This window comes from Microbispora sp. H10670, from assembly GCF_014161385.1.
Taxonomy (GTDB): Bacteria; Actinomycetota; Actinomycetes; order Streptosporangiales; family Streptosporangiaceae; genus Microbispora; species Microbispora triticiradicis.
Genome location: NZ_JABBWW010000015.1, coordinates 142,317 through 160,179, shown reverse-complemented (window position 1 = coordinate 160,179; position 17,863 = coordinate 142,317). Strand labels below are relative to the sequence as shown.

The 17,863-nt window shown below is 67.7% G+C and carries 16 protein-coding genes; 9 read left to right on the top strand and 7 right to left on the bottom strand.

Translation table 11 applies throughout. The features are described from left to right. Positions 1 to 137 precede the first annotated feature (137 nt). From HHX33_RS21580 to HHX33_RS21570, 3 genes are all read left to right on the top strand, one after another. Entirely contained in the window at positions 138 to 1,205 is a 1,068-nt protein-coding gene (locus HHX33_RS21580) for an acyltransferase family protein (protein ID WP_259402707.1), read from the top strand. A 122-nt stretch (positions 1,206 to 1,327) separates the two neighbouring features. Beyond that, complete coding sequence (locus HHX33_RS21575) at positions 1,328 to 1,777, top strand: type II toxin-antitoxin system HicB family antitoxin (RefSeq protein ID WP_259402706.1); 450 nt, start codon at positions 1,328 to 1,330, stop codon at positions 1,775 to 1,777. Then, positions 1,774 to 2,280: a DinB family protein gene (locus tag HHX33_RS21570; protein WP_182876191.1), complete on the top strand. Its 507-nt coding sequence runs from the start codon at positions 1,774 to 1,776 to the stop codon at positions 2,278 to 2,280. Before HHX33_RS21575 ends, HHX33_RS21570 begins: the two co-directional genes overlap by 4 nt. A gap of 17 nt (positions 2,281 to 2,297) precedes the next feature. Here HHX33_RS21570 and HHX33_RS21565 read toward each other — a convergent pair whose 3' ends face one another. Next, the gene (locus HHX33_RS21565) at positions 2,298 to 2,516 is read right to left on the bottom strand and encodes a hypothetical protein (protein ID WP_259402705.1); all 219 of its coding nucleotides are present in this window, start codon (positions 2,514 to 2,516) and stop codon (positions 2,298 to 2,300) included. Positions 2,517 to 3,053: 537 nt separating this feature from the next. On the opposite strand from HHX33_RS21565, the gene HHX33_RS21560 reads away from it, so the two are divergent. Both HHX33_RS21560 and HHX33_RS21555 read left to right on the top strand, forming a co-directional pair. Next, the gene (locus HHX33_RS21560) at positions 3,054 to 3,737 is read left to right on the top strand and encodes a hypothetical protein (protein ID WP_310741469.1); all 684 of its coding nucleotides are present in this window, start codon (positions 3,054 to 3,056) and stop codon (positions 3,735 to 3,737) included. 140 nt (positions 3,738 to 3,877) lie between these two features. Then, positions 3,878 to 6,964, top strand: a complete 3,087-nt coding sequence (locus HHX33_RS21555) for a DUF3427 domain-containing protein (protein WP_310741468.1) — start codon at positions 3,878 to 3,880, stop codon at positions 6,962 to 6,964. Positions 6,965 to 6,986: 22 nt separating this feature from the next. Here the strand turns inward: HHX33_RS21555 and HHX33_RS21550 are convergent, their stop codons facing one another. From HHX33_RS21550 to HHX33_RS21540, 3 genes are all read right to left on the bottom strand, one after another. Continuing rightward, complete coding sequence (locus tag HHX33_RS21550; protein ID WP_310741467.1) at positions 6,987 to 7,622, bottom strand: transposase; 636 nt, start codon at positions 7,620 to 7,622, stop codon at positions 6,987 to 6,989. Further along, the gene (locus tag HHX33_RS21545) at positions 7,532 to 8,071 is read right to left on the bottom strand and encodes a winged helix-turn-helix domain-containing protein (protein ID WP_182876188.1); all 540 of its coding nucleotides are present in this window, start codon (positions 8,069 to 8,071) and stop codon (positions 7,532 to 7,534) included. Before HHX33_RS21545 ends, HHX33_RS21550 begins: the two co-directional genes overlap by 91 nt. Positions 8,072 to 8,274: 203 nt before the next feature. After that, positions 8,275 to 9,384, bottom strand: a complete 1,110-nt coding sequence (locus tag HHX33_RS21540; protein ID WP_220502041.1) for a DUF3103 family protein — start codon at positions 9,382 to 9,384, stop codon at positions 8,275 to 8,277. A gap of 806 nt (positions 9,385 to 10,190) precedes the next feature. Between HHX33_RS21540 and HHX33_RS21535 the strand changes: the two genes are divergently transcribed. The 4 genes from HHX33_RS21535 to HHX33_RS21520 all read left to right on the top strand — a co-directional run bounded on the left by HHX33_RS21535 (position 10,191) and on the right by HHX33_RS21520 (position 13,478). Then, positions 10,191 to 11,294: a methyltransferase domain-containing protein gene (locus HHX33_RS21535; RefSeq protein WP_310741466.1), complete on the top strand. Its 1,104-nt coding sequence runs from the start codon at positions 10,191 to 10,193 to the stop codon at positions 11,292 to 11,294. Positions 11,295 to 11,498: 204 nt separating this feature from the next. Beyond that, a complete protein-coding gene (locus tag HHX33_RS21530) occupies positions 11,499 to 12,158 on the top strand; it encodes a hypothetical protein (RefSeq protein WP_220502040.1) in 660 nt (219 codons plus the stop codon). Then, positions 12,155 to 12,832, top strand: coding sequence for a DUF4166 domain-containing protein (locus HHX33_RS21525; protein WP_182876186.1), 678 nt, complete (start codon positions 12,155 to 12,157; stop codon positions 12,830 to 12,832). Before HHX33_RS21530 ends, HHX33_RS21525 begins: the two co-directional genes overlap by 4 nt. A 10-nt stretch (positions 12,833 to 12,842) precedes the next feature. After that, entirely contained in the window at positions 12,843 to 13,478 is a 636-nt protein-coding gene (locus tag HHX33_RS21520; protein WP_182876185.1) for a TetR/AcrR family transcriptional regulator, read from the top strand. Between the two features lies 1 nt (position 13,479). Here the strand turns inward: HHX33_RS21520 and HHX33_RS21515 are convergent, their stop codons facing one another. The 3 genes from HHX33_RS21515 to HHX33_RS21505 form a co-directional block, all read right to left on the bottom strand. Beyond that, positions 13,480 to 15,633 carry a glycoside hydrolase family 6 protein gene (locus tag HHX33_RS21515; RefSeq protein ID WP_182876184.1) on the bottom strand — a complete coding sequence of 718 codons (2,154 nt, stop codon included), beginning with the start codon at positions 15,631 to 15,633 and terminating at the stop codon, positions 13,480 to 13,482. 86 nt (positions 15,634 to 15,719) lie between these two features. Next, entirely contained in the window at positions 15,720 to 17,315 is a 1,596-nt protein-coding gene (locus HHX33_RS21510) for a hypothetical protein (RefSeq protein WP_182876183.1), read from the bottom strand. Then, positions 17,312 to 17,743, bottom strand: coding sequence for a hypothetical protein (locus HHX33_RS21505; RefSeq protein ID WP_182876182.1), 432 nt, complete (start codon positions 17,741 to 17,743; stop codon positions 17,312 to 17,314). The genes HHX33_RS21510 and HHX33_RS21505 overlap by 4 nt, the downstream gene beginning before the upstream one ends. Positions 17,744 to 17,863 lie beyond the last annotated feature (120 nt).

The following is a 17,863-nucleotide window of genomic DNA, read 5'->3' as shown; positions in this document are numbered from 1 at the left end:
AAACGCTTGGCGTGGCTCGACGCCCTCCGTGGCCTCGCGGCCCTGACCGTGGTCTTCGAGCACACCCTTGAAACCGTTGTTGCCCCGAAGCGTGGCTACCGGTGAAGGCGGTTTTCGGCCCCGGCTGGTATGGCGTGATGGTGTTCTTCTTGGTCAGTGGATACATCGTCCCGGCGTCCCCGGAACGGCGGGCGAGCTTACGGAAATTCTGGATTTCCCGTTTCTTCCGCCTGTATCCGCTGTTCGGAATCGCCACGGTGGCCATGGCTCTGCTGACGCTGTTGGGCTGGGACGATCCGCACATCTGGTGGACGTCCCGGCCGCTCTCCGTGGTCCTGGGCCACCTGACAATGCTGCAGAACCTGCTGTACATGCCCAACCTGCTCAACGTCCTCTGGACGCTGTCCTACGAGATGGCCTTCTATCTGCTGCTGACGGCGCTGTTCACGCTCGGCGTCAACCGGAGGAGCATCACCGGCGCACTCGGCTTCACCGCGGCGGCCCTGCTGGGCGCGGGCATCCTCCCGGTCGCCCTGCTGTCAGCGGGCGGATCCGGCCGGATGCTGACGGTAGCCCTGGTGGTGACCACACTGACAGCGGCGGGACTGGCCGCTGCGATCAGGGGTTCGGGCGCGGTGCGGCAGGCAGGCGGGATCCTCATCGGGCTCACTGTGCTGACACTCCTGGCGGTCAACCAGAGCTATCCCGGGCCGTGGCAGGGCCTGCTGATCCTGGCCACGATGTTCGCCGGCACCGTGCTGTACCGGGCGGAGCAGCGTGAACTCTCCTGGAAACAAGCGGGATGGGTGGCTCTGGTCCCGGTGGCCGGGATCTGGCTGGCGCGTGACGACGTCGGCACACAGACGGCCACGGTCGCCGCCTGGCTCACCTTCGCCGCCGGCCTGGCCTTACGGCATCAGAAGATGCCACGCGTACTCACGTGGCTGGGGCTGGTCAGTTACTCGGTCTACCTGCTCCATCCCCTGCTGCTGGAAAGCGTCGAGTGGTTCTGGCCGGTGCCGCTGGCCGTACCCCTGCACCTGCGCATCGCGGCTCTGGCCTTCGTGGTAACGCTGCTGCTCGGACTCAGCGCGCTGACGTGGCGTTTCGTCGAAGCCCCCGCACAACGCCTGGCCAAGCGCCTCGTGGCCCGGACGCCGCCCGGCAGGAAGACCACGATCGTCCGGATGAGGCGGACGAGGTGAGCTGACGCTCAGTGCCTCCACCACCCGGCGGTGCTGGGTGCGGACCGAGGCGGTGGCCGCCTAATCCAAGTGATGAGCCTGAAACTCACTCCGGCGTGGGCTTTCGTCGGATAGGCAAGTGCTTGACGCTGACGCTGACGAAGGGGACTGGCATGGGAGTGCATCTCGCCGACCACACGGAGGCCCAGGCCAGGCTCGGGGAGCTTCTTGACGCGGCTGAGCGGGGCCAGAGCGCGACCGTCCGCTGCGGTGATCGGACCGCCGCCGTGGTGAACGGTGAGCGCCTGCGACACTTCCTCGCGCGCATCTGCCCGTCCAAGGTCCAGGTAGTGGCAGAGGCGGGTGGATGGTCGGCCTTCATCCCCGGCCTTCCGGTCGCGGCGCACGGATCGACGTTCGACGAGGCGATCGATGAGCTGATCGACGCTCTCCGGGAGTACGCCGAGGACTGGCAGGATCACCTGTTGGATGCCCCCGGCCACAGGGACAACTGGGGTCTGGTGCAGATGATCTGCCTGAGTAGCGACGCGCAGCTACGGAAGTGGCTGGTCGGGATGGGAGACCGCAAGTGAGTTCGTCACCGGCGTCGAGTGAGGTCGCGTCCCTCCTCGGCTACCTGGACTGGAAGCGGCGGCACGTCTTCGACATCCTGGACGGCCTGGACGAGGCCGACCTCCGGCGTCCGGTCCTTCCGTCCGCCTGGACCCCGGCCGGCCTCGTCCGCCATCTCGCCGTCGACGTCGAGCGCTTCTGGTTCCGTGCCGTCTTCGGCGGCGACCCTGACGCGATTGCCTCGCTCGCCACCCCGGCGGACGCATGGCAGGTGCCCGGCGACCGGCCCGCCTCGGAGGTGTTCGACCTCTACCGCGAGGAGACGGCGCGCGCCGACGAGGTGATCGCCTCCAGCGCCCCGGACCAGGTGCCGCGCTGGTGGCCGGACTACCGCGACGACCAGCCGCCAAGCGACCTGCGCGAGGCGATCCTCCACGTCCTCGTCGAGACGGCGACCCACGCCGGCCACCTCGACGCGGTCCGCGAACTGATCGACGGCAAGCAGTTCCTCGTCCTGGACTGACCGACCCCGCGAGGGTCTTATCGAGCGCGGCCGAGCAGCAGTTCCGTCCACAGCGGGCGCATCCGCGCGTACGGCAGACGTTCGGTCTCGCAGATCTTCGGCCGGTCGCCGCTCCGGTCTGTACGGCGGACGAACAGCAGCCCGCCAGAGGCACACAGCTCGTACGTCAGGGGCGAGCAGTCGTCGCAGGTGTGGGCGACGACCCGGACAGAGACACTGCGCCGGGTCTCGCGCATCCACCGAATCGCGACGTGGCCAGGTTGCTCGGGAGCAAGGTGCAATCCCGGGCAGGCGTCCCCGGACTGGCTGAGGGCTTTGAGCGCCCGGACGGCGGATGCTCGTAGGGCGGATGGCGGCGCACTCATCGGGGAGGCAATTCCGAAGCGAGTCGCTCTTGGTCGCGGAGCTGTTCACCCAGCTGGTGCGTGTCATCTCCATCGATCGTGTGGCTCAGCCCGTGGTCCAACTCCACGTCGGTCAGCTGTCGATTACGCGTAGCCCAGAGGCGATTTGCGGAGCTCCGCCAGATTGTCCAGCCGGGGAACGCGGCCTGCAGTTCCTTCAAGGTTGTCGTCGTACGCATGGCCACAGCGTGACGTTTGGTATCGGATCGTTTACACTCCGTTCTTGTGACGTGCGGGACGTTTTGCGTTACCGCTCAGATACGTCCTCAACGTCCTCCTGATTCGAGGTCGCGCGTGTCAAATGACTCTCTACGGCAAGCAATGACCGATGCGAGACTTACCGAAAGGGACCTCGCATTGCGGTGCGAGGTGGACATCAAGACGGTGTCCCGCTGGCTGGCTGACGAAGCGCGTGTCCCGCACCCGCGTCACCGGTGGGCGGCGGCCGATGCTCTGGGGGTGGATGAGTCCGTGTTATGGCCCGAGGCGATACGGAACACGGTCAAGATCGGACCCGATCGGGAGATAGTTACGGTCTACCCCTACCGTTCGGCCTGTCCCAAAAGTGTATGGCGGGCGCTCATCACCGAGGCGCGGTCGCACATCACGATTGCCGGGTACACGAACTACTTCCTCTGGTTGGAACACCCGAATCTGGCCAAGATCCTCAAGCGTAAGGCTGAACAGGGCTGCGAGATCCGATTCCTGATCGGTGATCCCGACAGTGATGTGACCCGCCGCCGGGAGGACACCGAAGCGGTGCCCCTGACGGTGTCCACCCGCATCCGCATCACCCTTGCCGAGTTGGAGCAACTCAAGGGCGTGTCCGGCATCGAGGCGCGCTTTGGCGACGAGCACATCGCCATGTCGGTGTTCCAGTTCGACGAAGAGATGCTCGTCACCCCGCACTTGGCCAAGCTGGTCGGCCACGACTCGCCGATGCTGCACCTGAAGCGCTACCAGGACGACGGCCTCTACGACCGCTTCGCGTACCACGTCAAGGAGCTGTGGTCGGCAGGCCGAGACATCTGGTCAGCAGCAAGCGCGGGATGACACCAGCCGTGAGGTGCGAGTTCGGTGAATCGGGATGAGCGGCAGCTTTGTGACCGTTGTGGCGAAATCTGAGCCGGCGTTTCAATACGATGATCTCTTGCGGTGCGCCTGTAGCGCAGACCTAGCCACAAGGACATGTAGTGGACGACGCCCTGATCCCTGGCCTGTACGACTCGCTGCTCACTGAGAAGCTCACCAAAAGCGTCGACGCGGCGCGGCAGATGGGGCACCTCGTGGAGGTGTCCGAAGTGGACAAAGAAGAGGTAGCCCACCTGCTGGGGCGTTTCGTGGGCGAAACGGCAACCCGAGCTTTGGCCATGCTGAAGGAGCCTCAAGAGCAGGTTGATTTGGTCAACCGGCTGTTGAACCAGTTGACGGAGCCCGAGACCGTAGCAGATGGGCCGAACAGGCTGTTGTCGATCGTGCGGGCCAGTCCGGGTGCGAGCAATCCAGTACGCCCTTTGACCTCGCTGTCCGAAGCGGCCTTGCTAACCAATGCTCGCGAGGATCCCAACCTGGCGCATGAGTTGGCGGCCGAGTTAGTCAGTGCCAACCGCGTGGACCTCTTGTGTGCCTTCGTCAAGTGGTCGGGACTGCGAATCCTGGAACGCTCCCTCGCGGACCTGCAGCGCAGGGGTGTCCCTCTCAGAGTAATCACGACGACGTACATGGGTGCGACTGAGCGGCGTGCGTTGGACCGACTGGTGCGCGACTTTGGCGCCGAGGTGCGGGTCAGTTACGAGCAGAACTCCACCCGCCTACACGCCAAGGCATGGCTGCTGCGCCGGGAGACCGGCTTCGACACCGCCTACGTAGGCAGCTCCAATCTCTCCAGGGCGGCACTGCTGGACGGGCTCGAATGGAACGTACGGCTCTCGTCCGTGACTACCCCTCGGCTTCTGGACAAGTTCGAGGCGACCTTCGACTCCTACTGGAACCGGCCAGAGTTCGAGCCTTACGACCCGGCAGTTGACGGCGACCGGTTGGATGAGGCGCTGTCCCGATCAAAGGTGGGTCAGCAGCTTTTCGACATCCCCGCCTTGGTGCCGCATCCTTTTCATCACCAACGGGAGATGCTGGAAGACCTGGACGTCGAGCGCAGTGTGCACGGTCGGCATCGCAACCTCCTCGTCGCGGCTACCGGCACCGGCAAGACGGTAGTAGCGGCTTTCGACTACCGTAACTTGCAGCAGCGGTTGGGCCGCCAGCCGTCACTGCTGTTCGTTGCGCACCGGCGCGAGATCCTGGCTCAGGCATTGCGCACGTACCGGCAGGTGCTGGCTGTGCCAGATTTCGGTGAGTTGCATGTGGGCGATGAGCGCTCGCGAAACTGGCGGCACGTCTTCGCCAGCGTACAGTCGCTCACCGCCATGGGGATCGAGTCGTTCGACCCTGAGCATTTCGACGTAGTCGTCATCGACGAGTTCCACCACGCCGCCGCTCGTACCTATCGACGGATCATTGATCACCTCAAGCCCAAGGAACTGTTGGGTCTCACCGCAACCCCTGAACGTGCCGATGGCACGTGGGTCCAGGACGAGTTCTTCGAGGGTCGGATTGCCTCAGAGTTGCGTCTGTGGGACGCACTGGATGCCGACTTGCTCTGCCCGTTCCACTACTTCGGTATCAATGATGAAACCGACCTCACCAGCATCAAATGGTCGCGCGGCTCCTACGACAGCAATGCGCTCGACAACTTGTTCACTGGTGATGATGTCCGAGCCCGCCTGGTCTTCAATGCTCTGAACGACAAGGTTAGCAATCTCGCTACTGTGCGTGGCTTGGGCTTCTGCGTGTCAGTACGGCATGCCCGCTTCATGGCTGACTTCTTCACGAGGGCAGGGTTGCCCTCTCTTGCGGTGGACGGCTCCACCGATGATGCTTCCCGGAAGGCGGCACTGAGGGCGCTGCGGGATGGCGAGGTCCGGTTCCTCTTCGCGGTCGACCTGTTCAACGAGGGTCTGGACGTGCCGGATGTAGATACTCTGCTGCTTCTACGGCCGACCGAGAGTGCAACCATCTTCCTCCAGCAGCTTGGCCGAGGGCTTCGTCGTACTCCGGACAAAGAGGTGCTAACGGTGCTGGACTTCGTCGGCCAGCACCGGAAGGAGTACCGTTTCGCTAACCGGTTCCAGGCATTGACCGGGTTCACTCGTGGCAGGCTAGACAAGCAGGTCAAAGACGAGTTCCCGCTGCTGCCGTCGGGCAGTCAGATTGTGCTGGACCGAGTGACCAAGGATCGGCTTCTCGCCGAGCTCAAGATTCATCTCGGCGCGACGGTGAGCACACTGACGCAGGAGATCCGTTCCTGTGCGGAGACGTCGCTTATCGCATATCTCGAAGAGATGGGGCGGGACATCGGCGACCTGTACCGCAACCGAAGGTACTGGACATCGCTCCTTCGTCGGGCCGGCCTGTTGCCCGAGTCTGGCTCGCCGCTAGAAGAGGCCCTTGGCCGGCGGGTCCGGGCGCTTCTGCACGTGGACGACCGTCGCCGTGGCGAAGCATACGCCCGACTCCTAAGCGCCGAGGGCCTGCGCTACGCGGACTGCTCGTCTACGGACCAGGCCTTTGCGCGGATGCTGTGCTTTTCCTTCTGGCGTGACGGCGGGGACTTCTCTTCCTACGATGAGGCGCTGGACCGGCTGCGCGAAGAGCCCGTTCTGTGCGAGGAGATCCGGCAGGTTCTGACCTACGGCATACACCGCCCGAGGCACGTGGCCCGACCGCTCGATCCGAGCGTTGGCGCGGTACCACTCGCGGTCAACGCCCGTTACTCCACGGAGGAAGTGCTCGCCGCGATCGGATGGGCATCGCTTGGTGGGCTGGTGCCGTCCACAATGCGCGAGGGTGTCGCGTGGAGCCCTGCCACCCAGTGCGACGCACTATTCGTCACGCTACACAAGAACGAAAAAGAGTTCTCCCCTCAGACCATGTACCGGGACTACGCGCTCACCCCGCGTCTTTTCCACTGGGAGTCGCAGAACCGGACCAGTTCGCACTCCACTACAGGTCTGCGATACCAGAACCATGAGACTGAGGGCAGCCACGTGCTCCTGTTCACCAGGGAGCGCAAGGAGAACGAGAGCGGCCACCCCGAACCCTTTGTCTTCCACGGCACTGCGCGATACGTGGAGCATCGAGGCGAGCGTCCGATGGCTATCACCTGGAAACTCGACGAGGAAATGCCTGCCGACCTATTCCGGAGGGCTGCTATTGCCGGGTAGGTCCGAGCGAAGCTACTGATCTTTAATTCGTGATGTCGACTCCTGCCGTTATTGCCAGGCCGGTCGGTGGGAGGCATCCGTCGATGAGGTGAGGCCGGTACTGGATCTTCTTCAGGGCGCGCTTGATGACGCGGACGAGCTGGGGCAGGTCGGCGACGGCGAGGCTGGCCAGGGCACCGCGTTTGAGCAGGGACCAGATGCCCTCGGTGGGGTTGAGGTCGGGGGCGTAGGCGGGGAACTGGACGATGGTGAGCCAGTCGGCGTGCTCGGCGGCGAAGGTCTTCATCCCAGGCACCAGGTGCAGGTTGAGGTTGTCCCAGACCAGCACGATCGGCGCACCGAGCTGGGCGTGGGCGTGCAAGATCAGGTCGCGGTAGTCCATCCACCCGAAGGTCTTGGGCTCGCCCTTGCGGCCGCGGTAGACGTGCAGGCGGTAGATCAGCCGGGAGCGCTCACCGGGTTTGTAACAGACCAGGGCGGCAATGTTCACCCGCCCTCTGCCGCGCCCGCGGACATGCACGACCGGAGTGTGCCCGCGTCGGCCCCAGGTACGAGCGACAGGCGGCCTCAGCCCTTGACCGGCTTCGTCTTCGAAGCAGATCCAGGCGCCGTCGGCCGCCGCGGATCTTCCACCTGCGGCCAGACCTCCTTCTTCCACACCTCGACCGCAGCCTCGTCGCGCTCGATCGCCCGCCGGGCGGGCCGCTGACAGGACCAGCCGTTACGCCGCAGCAGGTACCACACCCCCTGCACGGTGTAGCCGAGGTGGAACATCCGGCCGATCAGCGTCTTGATCCGCATCAGCGTCCAGCGCTGGTCGGCGAACCCGTGCGCCAGCGGACCGCGTTGCAGCTCGGTCTCCAGCCGGGCGAACTGGGCCGGGCTGAGCCGGGGCAGCGCGTGCGGGCCTGCTGAGGCCAGCGCCGCCGTGCCACCCTCGCGCCAGGCGCGCCGCCACCGCTCCACCGACCTCTGGGTGACCCGCAGCGTCCGGGCTACCGCCGCGTTCGTGACCCCCTGAGCGAACATCTCGGCTGCTTGCAGCCGTACCTCCTCGCGGCGCCGCTGCTCCTGGGGGGTGAAGCCGCCGCCTTGGGCATACCGCACACCCTGGTCACACAGACCGGATCAGCCCTCGTCAGCTCACCGACAAGACCCATGTTTAAGTTCCGTATTGAGTCCTCTCATACGGTCGGGACTTCGCCGACCGGCTCTCGGTCGCACCGAGTTGCCGTCACCGCGCCCACCTGTCGGCGGGTATCGAGGGGCCCGGCCAGGCTGGGGCCTGCCCGACCTGGCCGGGTTAGGGATCAGAGTTCGGACACCCAGTACGGCTCCACGTCCATCCAGCCGTTCCCTCTAGCGCCGTTCAGGCGACCGCGGCTGGTGGTGGACAGCGTGTACCAGGAGTCCACATAGTCGGGGTCGTCGGTCCACCAGGAGGTGGGGATGGCGGAGATGATGGCATTGACCAGCGGGATGTAGGTGCCGGCGTCGGCGATGGTGAGCAGCGCGGTGATGATCGCCTGGGCGAGTTGCTGGTAGTTGGTGTCGCCGTCGTCCTCCATCATCACGACGTCGGCCAGGTTGTACTTGTAGCCGTTGAAGTGGACCAGGAGCTGGTTGGGGTAGTAGGTCGTGCCGTCGTGGTCCAGGTAGGGCATCTGGACGATGGTGGCGGTCGCCTTGCCGTCCAGGCCGAAACCGCCGACGATGCTGTAGATCTCAGCGGCCCCCTTGATCCACGGCTCCTCGTCATCAGACAGCCGGACCGCGTCGATCTTGGTGGCCCAGTACCCGCCCGACGACTGGACGGTCGCGAGCGGCTTGGCCTCGGTCACCCCGCCGTGGGAAAGGGTCTTGCGCATGAGGTCGATCCCCATGGGCAACGCTTTGGCCACGTCGACCTCGACCACCAGCACCGGCCGCTCAGGCGCCACGGCGGGGTCGAGGGCCACCTTCCCACCGAGCGGGTCGTACGCGGTGATCGTGGCGGCCTCGTCGTCCGTGGGCGCCGCCGCTACCAGCGGCACCTCACCGCGGGACAGTCCGGCGTGCATCGCGTCGGTGGCAACGCGCAGTTGCAGCAGCGAGCCGCTGTTCGCGGGGAGGCCCTTGGCGGCGAGCACGGCATGGTTGGCCGTGCGGGCGGCCTGGGCAACGCCCGTGTTCGCGGTGAGCGCCAGCAGGTCCGCGGGCGCCGAGGCGATGGCCGCCACGGCGCGATCGCGGAACTTCCGGTCGGCCAGGGCGCCTGCGACCTGTGCGGCGAGACGGTCGGTGGCGGCGGAGACCGTGCCGTCGGCGGCGGGGGCCGAGGAGGAGGCGGGCGCCGGATCGGTGGGAGAGGCCAGGGCCGTTCCGCTGGACAGGGCCAGCGCGGCCGCCATGGCGATGGCGGCCGTGAGGACTCGGGTCACGAGTCTTCTCCTTCGGTCAGGGTTCCGGCCGGTAAGGGGGTGTCGGGGCCGGAGGGGGAGACATTTGGAGAGTGACAAGTCCTGACAGTTCATGAAATGTAGAAACCTGCCGATGACCGCTCCGCCATTCAGTGCGGCTTTACAATTTTCTGACCGGTTCCGTCAACCCATGATGGTACGAACCTGAACGCCTCACCGCGCCTGCGGCATCGTGCCGATACCTCGCCACGCTTCGATCGCGCGATTGCGGGTCATCGCGCGCCGGGACACTTGATCGATTGATCAAATCTCCATCGCCCTGACACGTCGGCCTCGTTGATCGACATCTTCATTTCGGCGTGGCATGGCGAGTCGCCACAGGGGTTGAAGCCGCTTGCCGAGCAGTTTGCTCAACCATGTTGCTGGCGGCGCGGGCAGGGGGCATCCTGACCTGGGGCACCAAGAGTGATCGGGCTGTTACCGGACGCGTTGCTCGGCGCTCGATGCTCTCGTGATCCATGTCTGGCCCTCACCTTAGGAGGACTGACGCGATGCCCCGCCCGACGTTGGTCCGACTTCTCATCCAGGAGCACCACTGGGACAACTGGGCGGTGTTCTGCAACCGCTTCGAGGAAGCGGCGTGGGCCGAGCGCTACTAACAGGCAGGCGAATCCCAACCGCGTAGTTCCCTGCACGAAGGGAGTGCACAGCATGGCGAAGCATGAGGGGCAGAAACCGACGAGCAAGCCCTTCACACCTGAGAAGCCAACCCCGGATGGGGACCGCCCCAACACCGGCGGTGGTCAGCACGAGAAGCCCCAGGGCAAGTGACGAACAACGGGCGTCTGATCGCACAGCTACAGGGCCTCGACTCACGATGGGCGGACGCCATGCGGGCGGTGCCGCGTCACCTCTTCATCCCCGACCGGGCATGGTGCTCGCCTGACGACAAGCCGGGCTATCTGATCGACCGGACCGCCGACCCCGACAGGTGGATGGGCGCCGTCTACTCGAACACGGCGATCGTCACCCAGCTTGACGACGGGACGACCGACTTGAGCGCGGGAAACGGGGACTACACCTCGTCATGCTCCATGCCCAGCATCGTTGCGGCGGGACTGGACCTGCTCGATCCCTACGACGGTGACGAAGTCCTGGAGATCGGTACGGGAACCGGCTGGACGGCGGGCCTGCTGGCCCATCGCCTCGGCGACGGCAACGTCACCAGTGTCGAGATAGATCAGGCCGTCCTTGCCGCAGCGACCGAGAGCCTCAAGAACGCCGGTCGTCTTCCCCGGCTCGTCCTGGGGGATGGGAGCGCCGGGTGCCCGGATGGCAAACCCTATGACCGGGTCCACGTCACCTGCGGCGTCGATGAGGTGCCCCATGCCTGGGTCGAGCAGACGCGTCCCGCGGGCCTGATCGTTTTCCCCTGGATGCCTCGGTGGGAGGCCGGCCACCTGACCAGGCTGACCGTGACCGGGGACGGCACGGCTGTGGGAAGGTTCCACCGGGGCTGTTCCTTCATGATGCTGCGGTCGCAACGACGGCGCGTACCCGAGCTGGTGGGCGACTACCGGGAGTCGTCGACCTACCTGGACCCCCGCCGGATCGTGCGCTCCTCGGTCGGTGCCGATGTGGCGGTCGCGGGCAAGATTCCCGACCTGAACGGCCGGCACGCCGACGAGGAAAACGGCGACTTCCACCTGTGGCTGTGGTCGGACGACTCCGATGCTCAGGTGCATTACTCGCCGGAGTACAAGCGCGTGGCCGTTCTCCAGAGGGGGCCACGCGATCTCTGGAACGAACTTGAGGCCGCGTTCCTGTGGTGGGTCTCCACCGGTTCCCCGGGCCGTGAGCGGTTCGGCCTGACCGTCACGCCGGAGGGTCAGCACGTCTGGCTCGACTCCCCGGCGAACGTCATCGGGTAGGCGCCTTCAAAGCCGGGCCCGGCGGCATGGCCGACGACTCCGCCACCTTCGCGGCGGCATCGCACCGACCTGGGAACTTGAGCGGTTGCTCAAATCGGCCTACTCTCGGTTTTGAGCGACTGCTCAAAACTGTGGGGGTGGCTTGTGGGTCGCTTCGTGTATGTGGAGTGCCTGGTCCGGGCGGACATGGGTGCTCTCTGGGAATTGACGCAGACCCCTGACCAGCATCAACGGTGGGATCTGCGGTTCACCGAGATCGACTACCTGCCGCGCGCCGACGGCGAACCGCAGTGGTTCCGGTACGCCGTCAGGCTGCTGCCGGGCCTCGTGATCACCGGTGCCGGCGTCGCGGCGGGGGACCGGCTCGACCCCGACGACAGGACGTCCGCGCTGCGCTTCGCATCGGCGCACCCGCTGTCGCCGATTCGCTCGGGTTCCGGCTACTGGCGATACGTCCAGACTCCCGACGGTGTCCGCTTCCTCACCCGGTACGGCTACCGCCCCGGCTGGGGAAGGGCCGTGGACCTCGTCTTCCGGCCGCTCATCGGCTGGGCGACGGCATGGTCCTTCGACCGGCTCCGCCTCTGGCTGGAGACAGGAAGAACACCCGAGCGTTCCCTGTGGCAGGCCCTCGCCGAGGTGTGCGTACGCGTGCTCGTCACCACCACGGCCACAGCACTGGCCCCGCCCCCAGCCGCCCTACTGGTCGCGGCGCTGGCGGTCCTCCTGCCGCCGCTGCCCGGAACCCCCGCCGCCCGGCGCTGCCTGCGCCGCCCAACCAGCCGACCGATCAGCCGCGCAACCATCCGCCCACCCGACCGGCAGGCAGCAACAGCCCCGCTGCCCGAACTGGAGACGCGATGACCTCGATCTTCGAACGCACCCTCGGCGCCGACTTCGCCCGCCTGCACCCGCAGTTACGCCGCCGCTTCGGCGTCAGCGTGACCGGCGGGCGGGCCTGCGTCGGCACGGGAACGATGGACCACATCTGGCATGCCGCGTTCACCCGGCCGTTCCTGGCCCTGGGCACCAGGCGCAACATCCTGGTCCCCGAGCAGGGCCGGCGGGTGCCGTTCACCATCGAGAACTATCCGTACGTCGACTCCCACGGACGCGAGACCGTCACGTTCGTCCGCACCTTCGACCTGCCCCGACGGCGGCGGAGGTTCGACGCCACGATGGTGTACGACCACGAGCGGCGCGGCATCGTCGACTATCTCGGCTCGCACCAGCACCTGGCGGTCGACCTGGACATGGCGGTGGACGAGCACGGGGGCCTCGTCATCCGGTCCGGCGAGTTCCGCCTGCACGAGGGGCTCGTCTCCTGCCGCCTCCCCGGCTCCGTGACCGGGACCGCCGTCGTCAGGGAGTCGTACGACGGTGACGCCGGGCTCTTCCGCGTCGGCGTCACCGTCTCCAACGCGAAGCTCGGCCCGCTGTTCGGCTATTGGGGGGCGTTCCGGGCGCGCTACGTCGACGTCGTGGAGCACGGCGTACCCGCTACCGTGAAGCCGCGGCGCGAAGAGGTACGCCGCTGAGGGAGTGACGATGGGCGACACCCGGACGAGGCTGCTCGAAGGAGCGCTGGAAACCCTGCGTACGCAGGGCATCGCGGGGGCCTCCGCGCGGGCCGTCGCCACCGCCGCCGGGGTCAACCAGGCGCTGGTCTTCTACCACTTCGGCACCGTCGACGAGCTCCTCGCCGCGGCCCTGCGGTACGGCTCGGAGCAGCGGGTGACGGTCTACCGCGAGCGGTTCGCGGCCGTGACCACGCTGCGCGAACTGCTCGACCTGGGCCGCTCGCTGCACGCCGAGGAGCGTGAAGCGGGGAACCTCGCCGTGCTCGCCCAGATGCTCGCGGGCAGCCAGATGGACGGCAGGCTCGCCCCCGCCACCGGGGCCGGCCTCGGCATGTGGGTCGCCGAGGTCGAAGAGGTGCTCCAGAGGGTGCTGACCGGCACCCCGATCGCCGAGTTCGTGGACGTCGCCGGGCTCGCCCGCGCCACCGCCGCCGCGTTCGTCGGTCTCGAACTGTACGAGGGGGTCGACGAGGACGGCGCGAAGCGCGCGTTCGACAGCCTGGAGCAGCTCGCCGGCCTGGTCGCGGCGCTGGACGACATGGGCCCGCTGGTCCGCCGTACGGTCCGGGCCCGGCTCCGCAAGGTCAACAGCACCGATAAGTGAGTCAGCGCAGCGGGGGGACGGCGTTCTTCGCGCGGTCGAGGGCGAGGGCGGGCCACCAGGTGCCGCCGACCGGGTCCACCTGGTGCCACTCGGGGTCCTCGGGGCCCGGGCCGCCTCGGGTGCACTGGCCGTTCGACCGCTCGGGGGCGCGGAGCCACAGGAACGCGTCGGCCAGTTCGCCGCCGGTCTCGGTGGTCGGGCGGGGTCCCACGCCCACCCCCGGTGGATTGCACCACTTCTCCGGGTCGGCGTACCTGCCCTTCGGCGGTTTCCACCCGCCCCTGCCGTTCCGGCTGGTGTCGAGGACGAAGTGGGTCAGCGGCGCTCCGGTCGGCACCGCGCCGAGCTCCGCGCCGGTGCAGGCGCTCGCGGGGTCCTTCGTCTTCACATAAAGGCACAGGGACAGGTTCTCCCCATACCGCAGGAGCCGATCGGTCTCCTGGTAGTCCGAGGTGTTCAGGTAGAAGCCGTCCGCTCGCCCCACCCCGGCCTTCAGCAGCCGGTCGGCGATGTCGACCATGCCCGGCCAGCCCTCGATGCCGCCGTCGAGATACACGGCCGTGTGCGGAAGCCTCCGCAGGCGGTTCACCGCGTAACCGAGCTCCCGGTAACGCTCGGCCGCCGCCGCCCTGCCCCCGGCCGGGCAACTGTCGGATCCCGGAATCCTGGTCAGGCTGTTCGGCTCCAGCACGACCACCGCCCGGCCCGAGCCGATCGCCTTCGCCACCACGTCGATCCAGGCGCGGTACGCCCGCTCGTCCACTTCTCCCCACTGGGAGCAGTCCTTCCTCGGCACCTGGTCGGTCACGATCACCGCGACGGCGTGACGCGCGGTGGCCGCCCGCATGGCGGACGCGACCGTACGGCCGGCCTCGTCGGCGGGCATGTTCAGGTTCACGGGGTGCGGCACCGCCGCCAGGGCGCGCATCAGCGCGGCGTCGGCCTTCCTGCCCTGCGCGCTCCAGACGTTCGCCTGGCGCCGCGCGTCCGGGTCCGTCTGGTACGCGAACCGTACGCCGGGCTCGCGCAGCGGGTTTCCCCTGCCGGGGTCGTCGCCGCCGTCCGCCTGTGGCGCCTGTGACGCGGCCGGGGTGGAGGACACGCCGGTCCGAGGTGCGGAGTCGTCTCCGGCCACCGCGGCGGAGCGCGTGGACGTCGCCGAGGTTGCCGGGGAGGGCGGGTCGTCCCCGGCAAGCCGTACGGCGGCCACCGTCGCGATCACCGCCAGCCCGGCGACCCCGGCACCGATCCCGGTCACCAGCCCGCGACGGCTCCTCCGCCCGCCCGGCTGGGTGGTGACCCACGCCTCCGGCTCCGCCCGGGAGCCGGTGAGGGCGTCCAGGATCTCCTGCACGGTCGGCCGTACGGCCGGGTCCTTGGCCAGGGCGCGCTCGACCAGCGGACGCAGCGGCCCGTCCAGGCCGTCCAGTCTCGGCTCCCCGTTGATGACCTGGTTGAGCACGACCGGGAGCGGCCCGTTGCCGAACGGCGCCCGGCCGGTGCCCGCGTACGTGACCGTGCCCGCCCAGGCGAAGACGTCCGACGCGGGGGTGAGCGCGCGGCCGTCGAACTGCTCGGGCGACATGAACGCGGGGGTGCCGACGACGGCGCTGCTGTGCGTGCCGGTGTCGGTCACGTGGGCCACGCCGAAGTCGATGACCTTCGGCCCGATGGGGGAGAGCAGGACGTTGCCCGGCTTCAGGTCGCGGTGGATGATGCCCGCCGCGTGGACGGCCCGCAGCGCCGTCGCGACGCTGACCGCGAGCCCGTCCAGGCTGGAGCCGCGCAGCGGCCCGTCCCGTTCGACGGCCTCCCGGAGGGTCGGCCCGGGGACGTACTCGGTGACCAGGTAGACGGTCTCGCCGTCCACCTCCGCGTCCAGCACGGCGGCGGTGCAGAAGCGGGCGACCCGCTTGGCCGCCTCCACCTCGCGCCGGAACCGGCGGCGGAAGCCGGGGTCGGCGGCGATGGTGTGGTGCAGCAGTTTGACCGCCACCCGCGTGCTGTCCGGCGCCTCGCCCAGGTAGACGACGCCCATGCCGCCCTCGCCCAGCCTGCGCACCAGCCGGTACGGTCCGACCTCGCGGGGATCGCCCCTACGCAGGTCGGCGGGTAAGTTCCCCGCCTCGCCGCCGTTCGTACCAGAGTGCGACATCGCTCGGCCCCCGCTGAGATGTCCCGAAAAATCAGGTCGTCACGGATCCTATTGACCACCGCCACGGTGAACCAGGCACTCGTCTTCTACTCGTCTCTTCTGTTGTGGTCGAGGCCGGTGAACTGGCGCATGAACGCGTGGTAGGCGTCGGCCCGGACTCTGGCCGACGGCGATCGAACACCTTCGGAGATGTCCTGAGCAACGCCGGAGCCGGCCCTCCTCGACTGGTAGTCCCGCAGTCGTTCCCGGTGATCGTCCGCCCAGTCGTGGATCGCCCCGATGCGGGCGAAATGAAACGCCACGCCCAGCAGCGGCGTGAGGAGAATCGTCGTCACGATGACGCCGACGTCATGAAGGAGCACCCCGAAAATCAGCACGAATCCGACCACGAGGCCGGCTCTGAACAGACCCCTCCGAGTTCTCCCGCGGTCGGCCCTGGCCTCCTCGGCCCACTCGCGCACGCGCCGCAGCGGAGGCTGGTACGCCGCGCCGAGCCGGATGACCTTTGGCAGCCAGCCCGCGTACGCGGCCAGGGTCAGCATGACGAGATACCAGGACAGCGTCGCGGCGATGTCCGGCCGAATCCAGCCCCACATGATCCAGGTCACCGGGATCGTGGCCGCGCCCCAGGACCCGAGCCACAGCGTCGCGCGGACGACCGCTTCCAGCCGGGCGGCGGGCGAGAGTCGCCGGCCCTCGTAGTCGGCCCACTGCCGCTGCCGCAGAGCGGAGGCGGCGTCCAGCGTGGTCCGTATCCGCTGGTTCTGCCGGTCGGCTTCCGCCTGCCGGCGCCGCTGTTCCGCCTGGGCCGCGGCGAAAGCAGTGAAGTCGGCGCGCACGAGCCATCCGACAGGGGTGTCCGAGCCGCCGTCCCGCGCCCGCAACCAGTCGTACCACTCGATCTCGCCCGTGGGGGGTGGCGCCACTCGCTCGCAGCCGGCGCGCAACCACGTCCTGGTCTCCGAGTAGGGCAGAAGGGCAGCCAACAACAGCCCGCGCGCCCCGCTCTCGGCCCATTCCCGGCCTTCGGGCGGCAGTCCGGGAACCTGAGTGGCCAACCGCCGCCACGAACCCCAGACCTCGTCCCAGGCCCGCTGCGTTCCGCGCAGCGCGCTCAGCCGGCTGAACCGCGACAGGGCGTCCAGCAGGCCGCCCTCGCAGAGGTCGCGGTAGAGCTCCCATTCGGGGCCGCTTTCTTCCAGACGGCCGATCCGGCAGGCCTCGGAAAGCGACTCCGGGGTCACGACCGTTCCCCGCCAGACGGCTTCTCCCTCCGGATCGAGCCAGCCCAGCAGGTGCAGCACTTTCAAGTCGGCCGGGAGAGCGTCGTCCCGGAGCCGATGGTCGATGAGTTCTATCTGAGCGGTCAGGTCGCCGGCGGTGAGGCCGTCGAGATCGCGCAGCCAGGCGAGAAGACCGAGCAGACCATCGGAGGGCGCGCCGGTTGCGGCCGCGCCCTCGAAGAACTGACGCCTCGCGGCGGTCCAGTCGCGGCGGATGACGGCGGCGAGTTCTTCCCGGGTCGACAGCGTCGCACCCGCGAGAACCAGCGGGCGGCGATGCGGCGTCGCCTGGTGAATGTGATTGATCTGGACGTTGCGATCGCCGAGTTGGAAGGGAGCCGGGCCGTGGAAGATGTTTCCCGATACTCCGTCTCCGCCTGAATCGGAGTCGCGGCTCATGTCTTCGGCCCGAAATGGTTGTCCTGACGGTTGTGGTCGCCGACCTGGAATGCGGCCGGTCCGTGGAAGACGTTCCCCGACACTCCCCCCACTGATGCCTGGCGAGCCTGGTCGGCGATGTCGTTCAGTTCGCGGGCGACCCGTTCGCGTTCGGCCTCGCCGAGACTCTCCAGCAGCATCTCGAATCGGGCCGTCCAGGACGCCTCCTGCCGGGCCCGTGTCAACGCCGCATCCCCCGGGGCGAGCGAGGCGAGCTCCGTCGCGGCCTGATCCAGCCGCAGCAGTTCCGCCTGCTCACGGTCGGGATCGTCGCGGCTGAGCACCTTTGCCGCTCGCTGCCGCACGCTCATCCACATATCCGTGCCCGCGGCCTGCACCACCGCGGTTCCGCCCGCCGCGGCCACCGCTGCCAGCCATTCGACCAGCATTTTCGGCCTCCTCACATGTTTTCCTGACACTTTATATCTGGCCATGGTGAGGTCGCCGGAAAAGATTACGCCTGATAACGCCGCGAATCGCCAGCTATAGGGGCCTCTCGCCGACGATTC

Excerpts from the sequence above, each read along its gene's own strand:
- HHX33_RS21580 (WP_259402707.1), top strand. The coding sequence starts at position 138 with ATGGTGTTCTTCTTGGTCAGTGGATACATCGTCCCGGCGTCCCCGGAA.
- HHX33_RS21565 (WP_259402705.1), bottom strand. The coding sequence starts at position 2,516 with ATGCGCGAGACCCGGCGCAGTGTCTCTGTCCGGGTCGTCGCCCACACC.
- HHX33_RS21525 (WP_182876186.1), top strand. The coding sequence starts at position 12,155 with ATGACCTCGATCTTCGAACGCACCCTCGGCGCCGACTTCGCCCGCCTG.
- HHX33_RS21520 (WP_182876185.1), top strand. The coding sequence starts at position 12,843 with ATGGGCGACACCCGGACGAGGCTGCTCGAAGGAGCGCTGGAAACCCTG.
- HHX33_RS21515 (WP_182876184.1), bottom strand. The coding sequence starts at position 15,633 with ATGTCGCACTCTGGTACGAACGGCGGCGAGGCGGGGAACTTACCCGCC.
- HHX33_RS21510 (WP_182876183.1), bottom strand. The coding sequence starts at position 17,315 with ATGAGCCGCGACTCCGATTCAGGCGGAGACGGAGTATCGGGAAACATC.
- HHX33_RS21505 (WP_182876182.1), bottom strand. The coding sequence starts at position 17,743 with ATGCTGGTCGAATGGCTGGCAGCGGTGGCCGCGGCGGGCGGAACCGCG.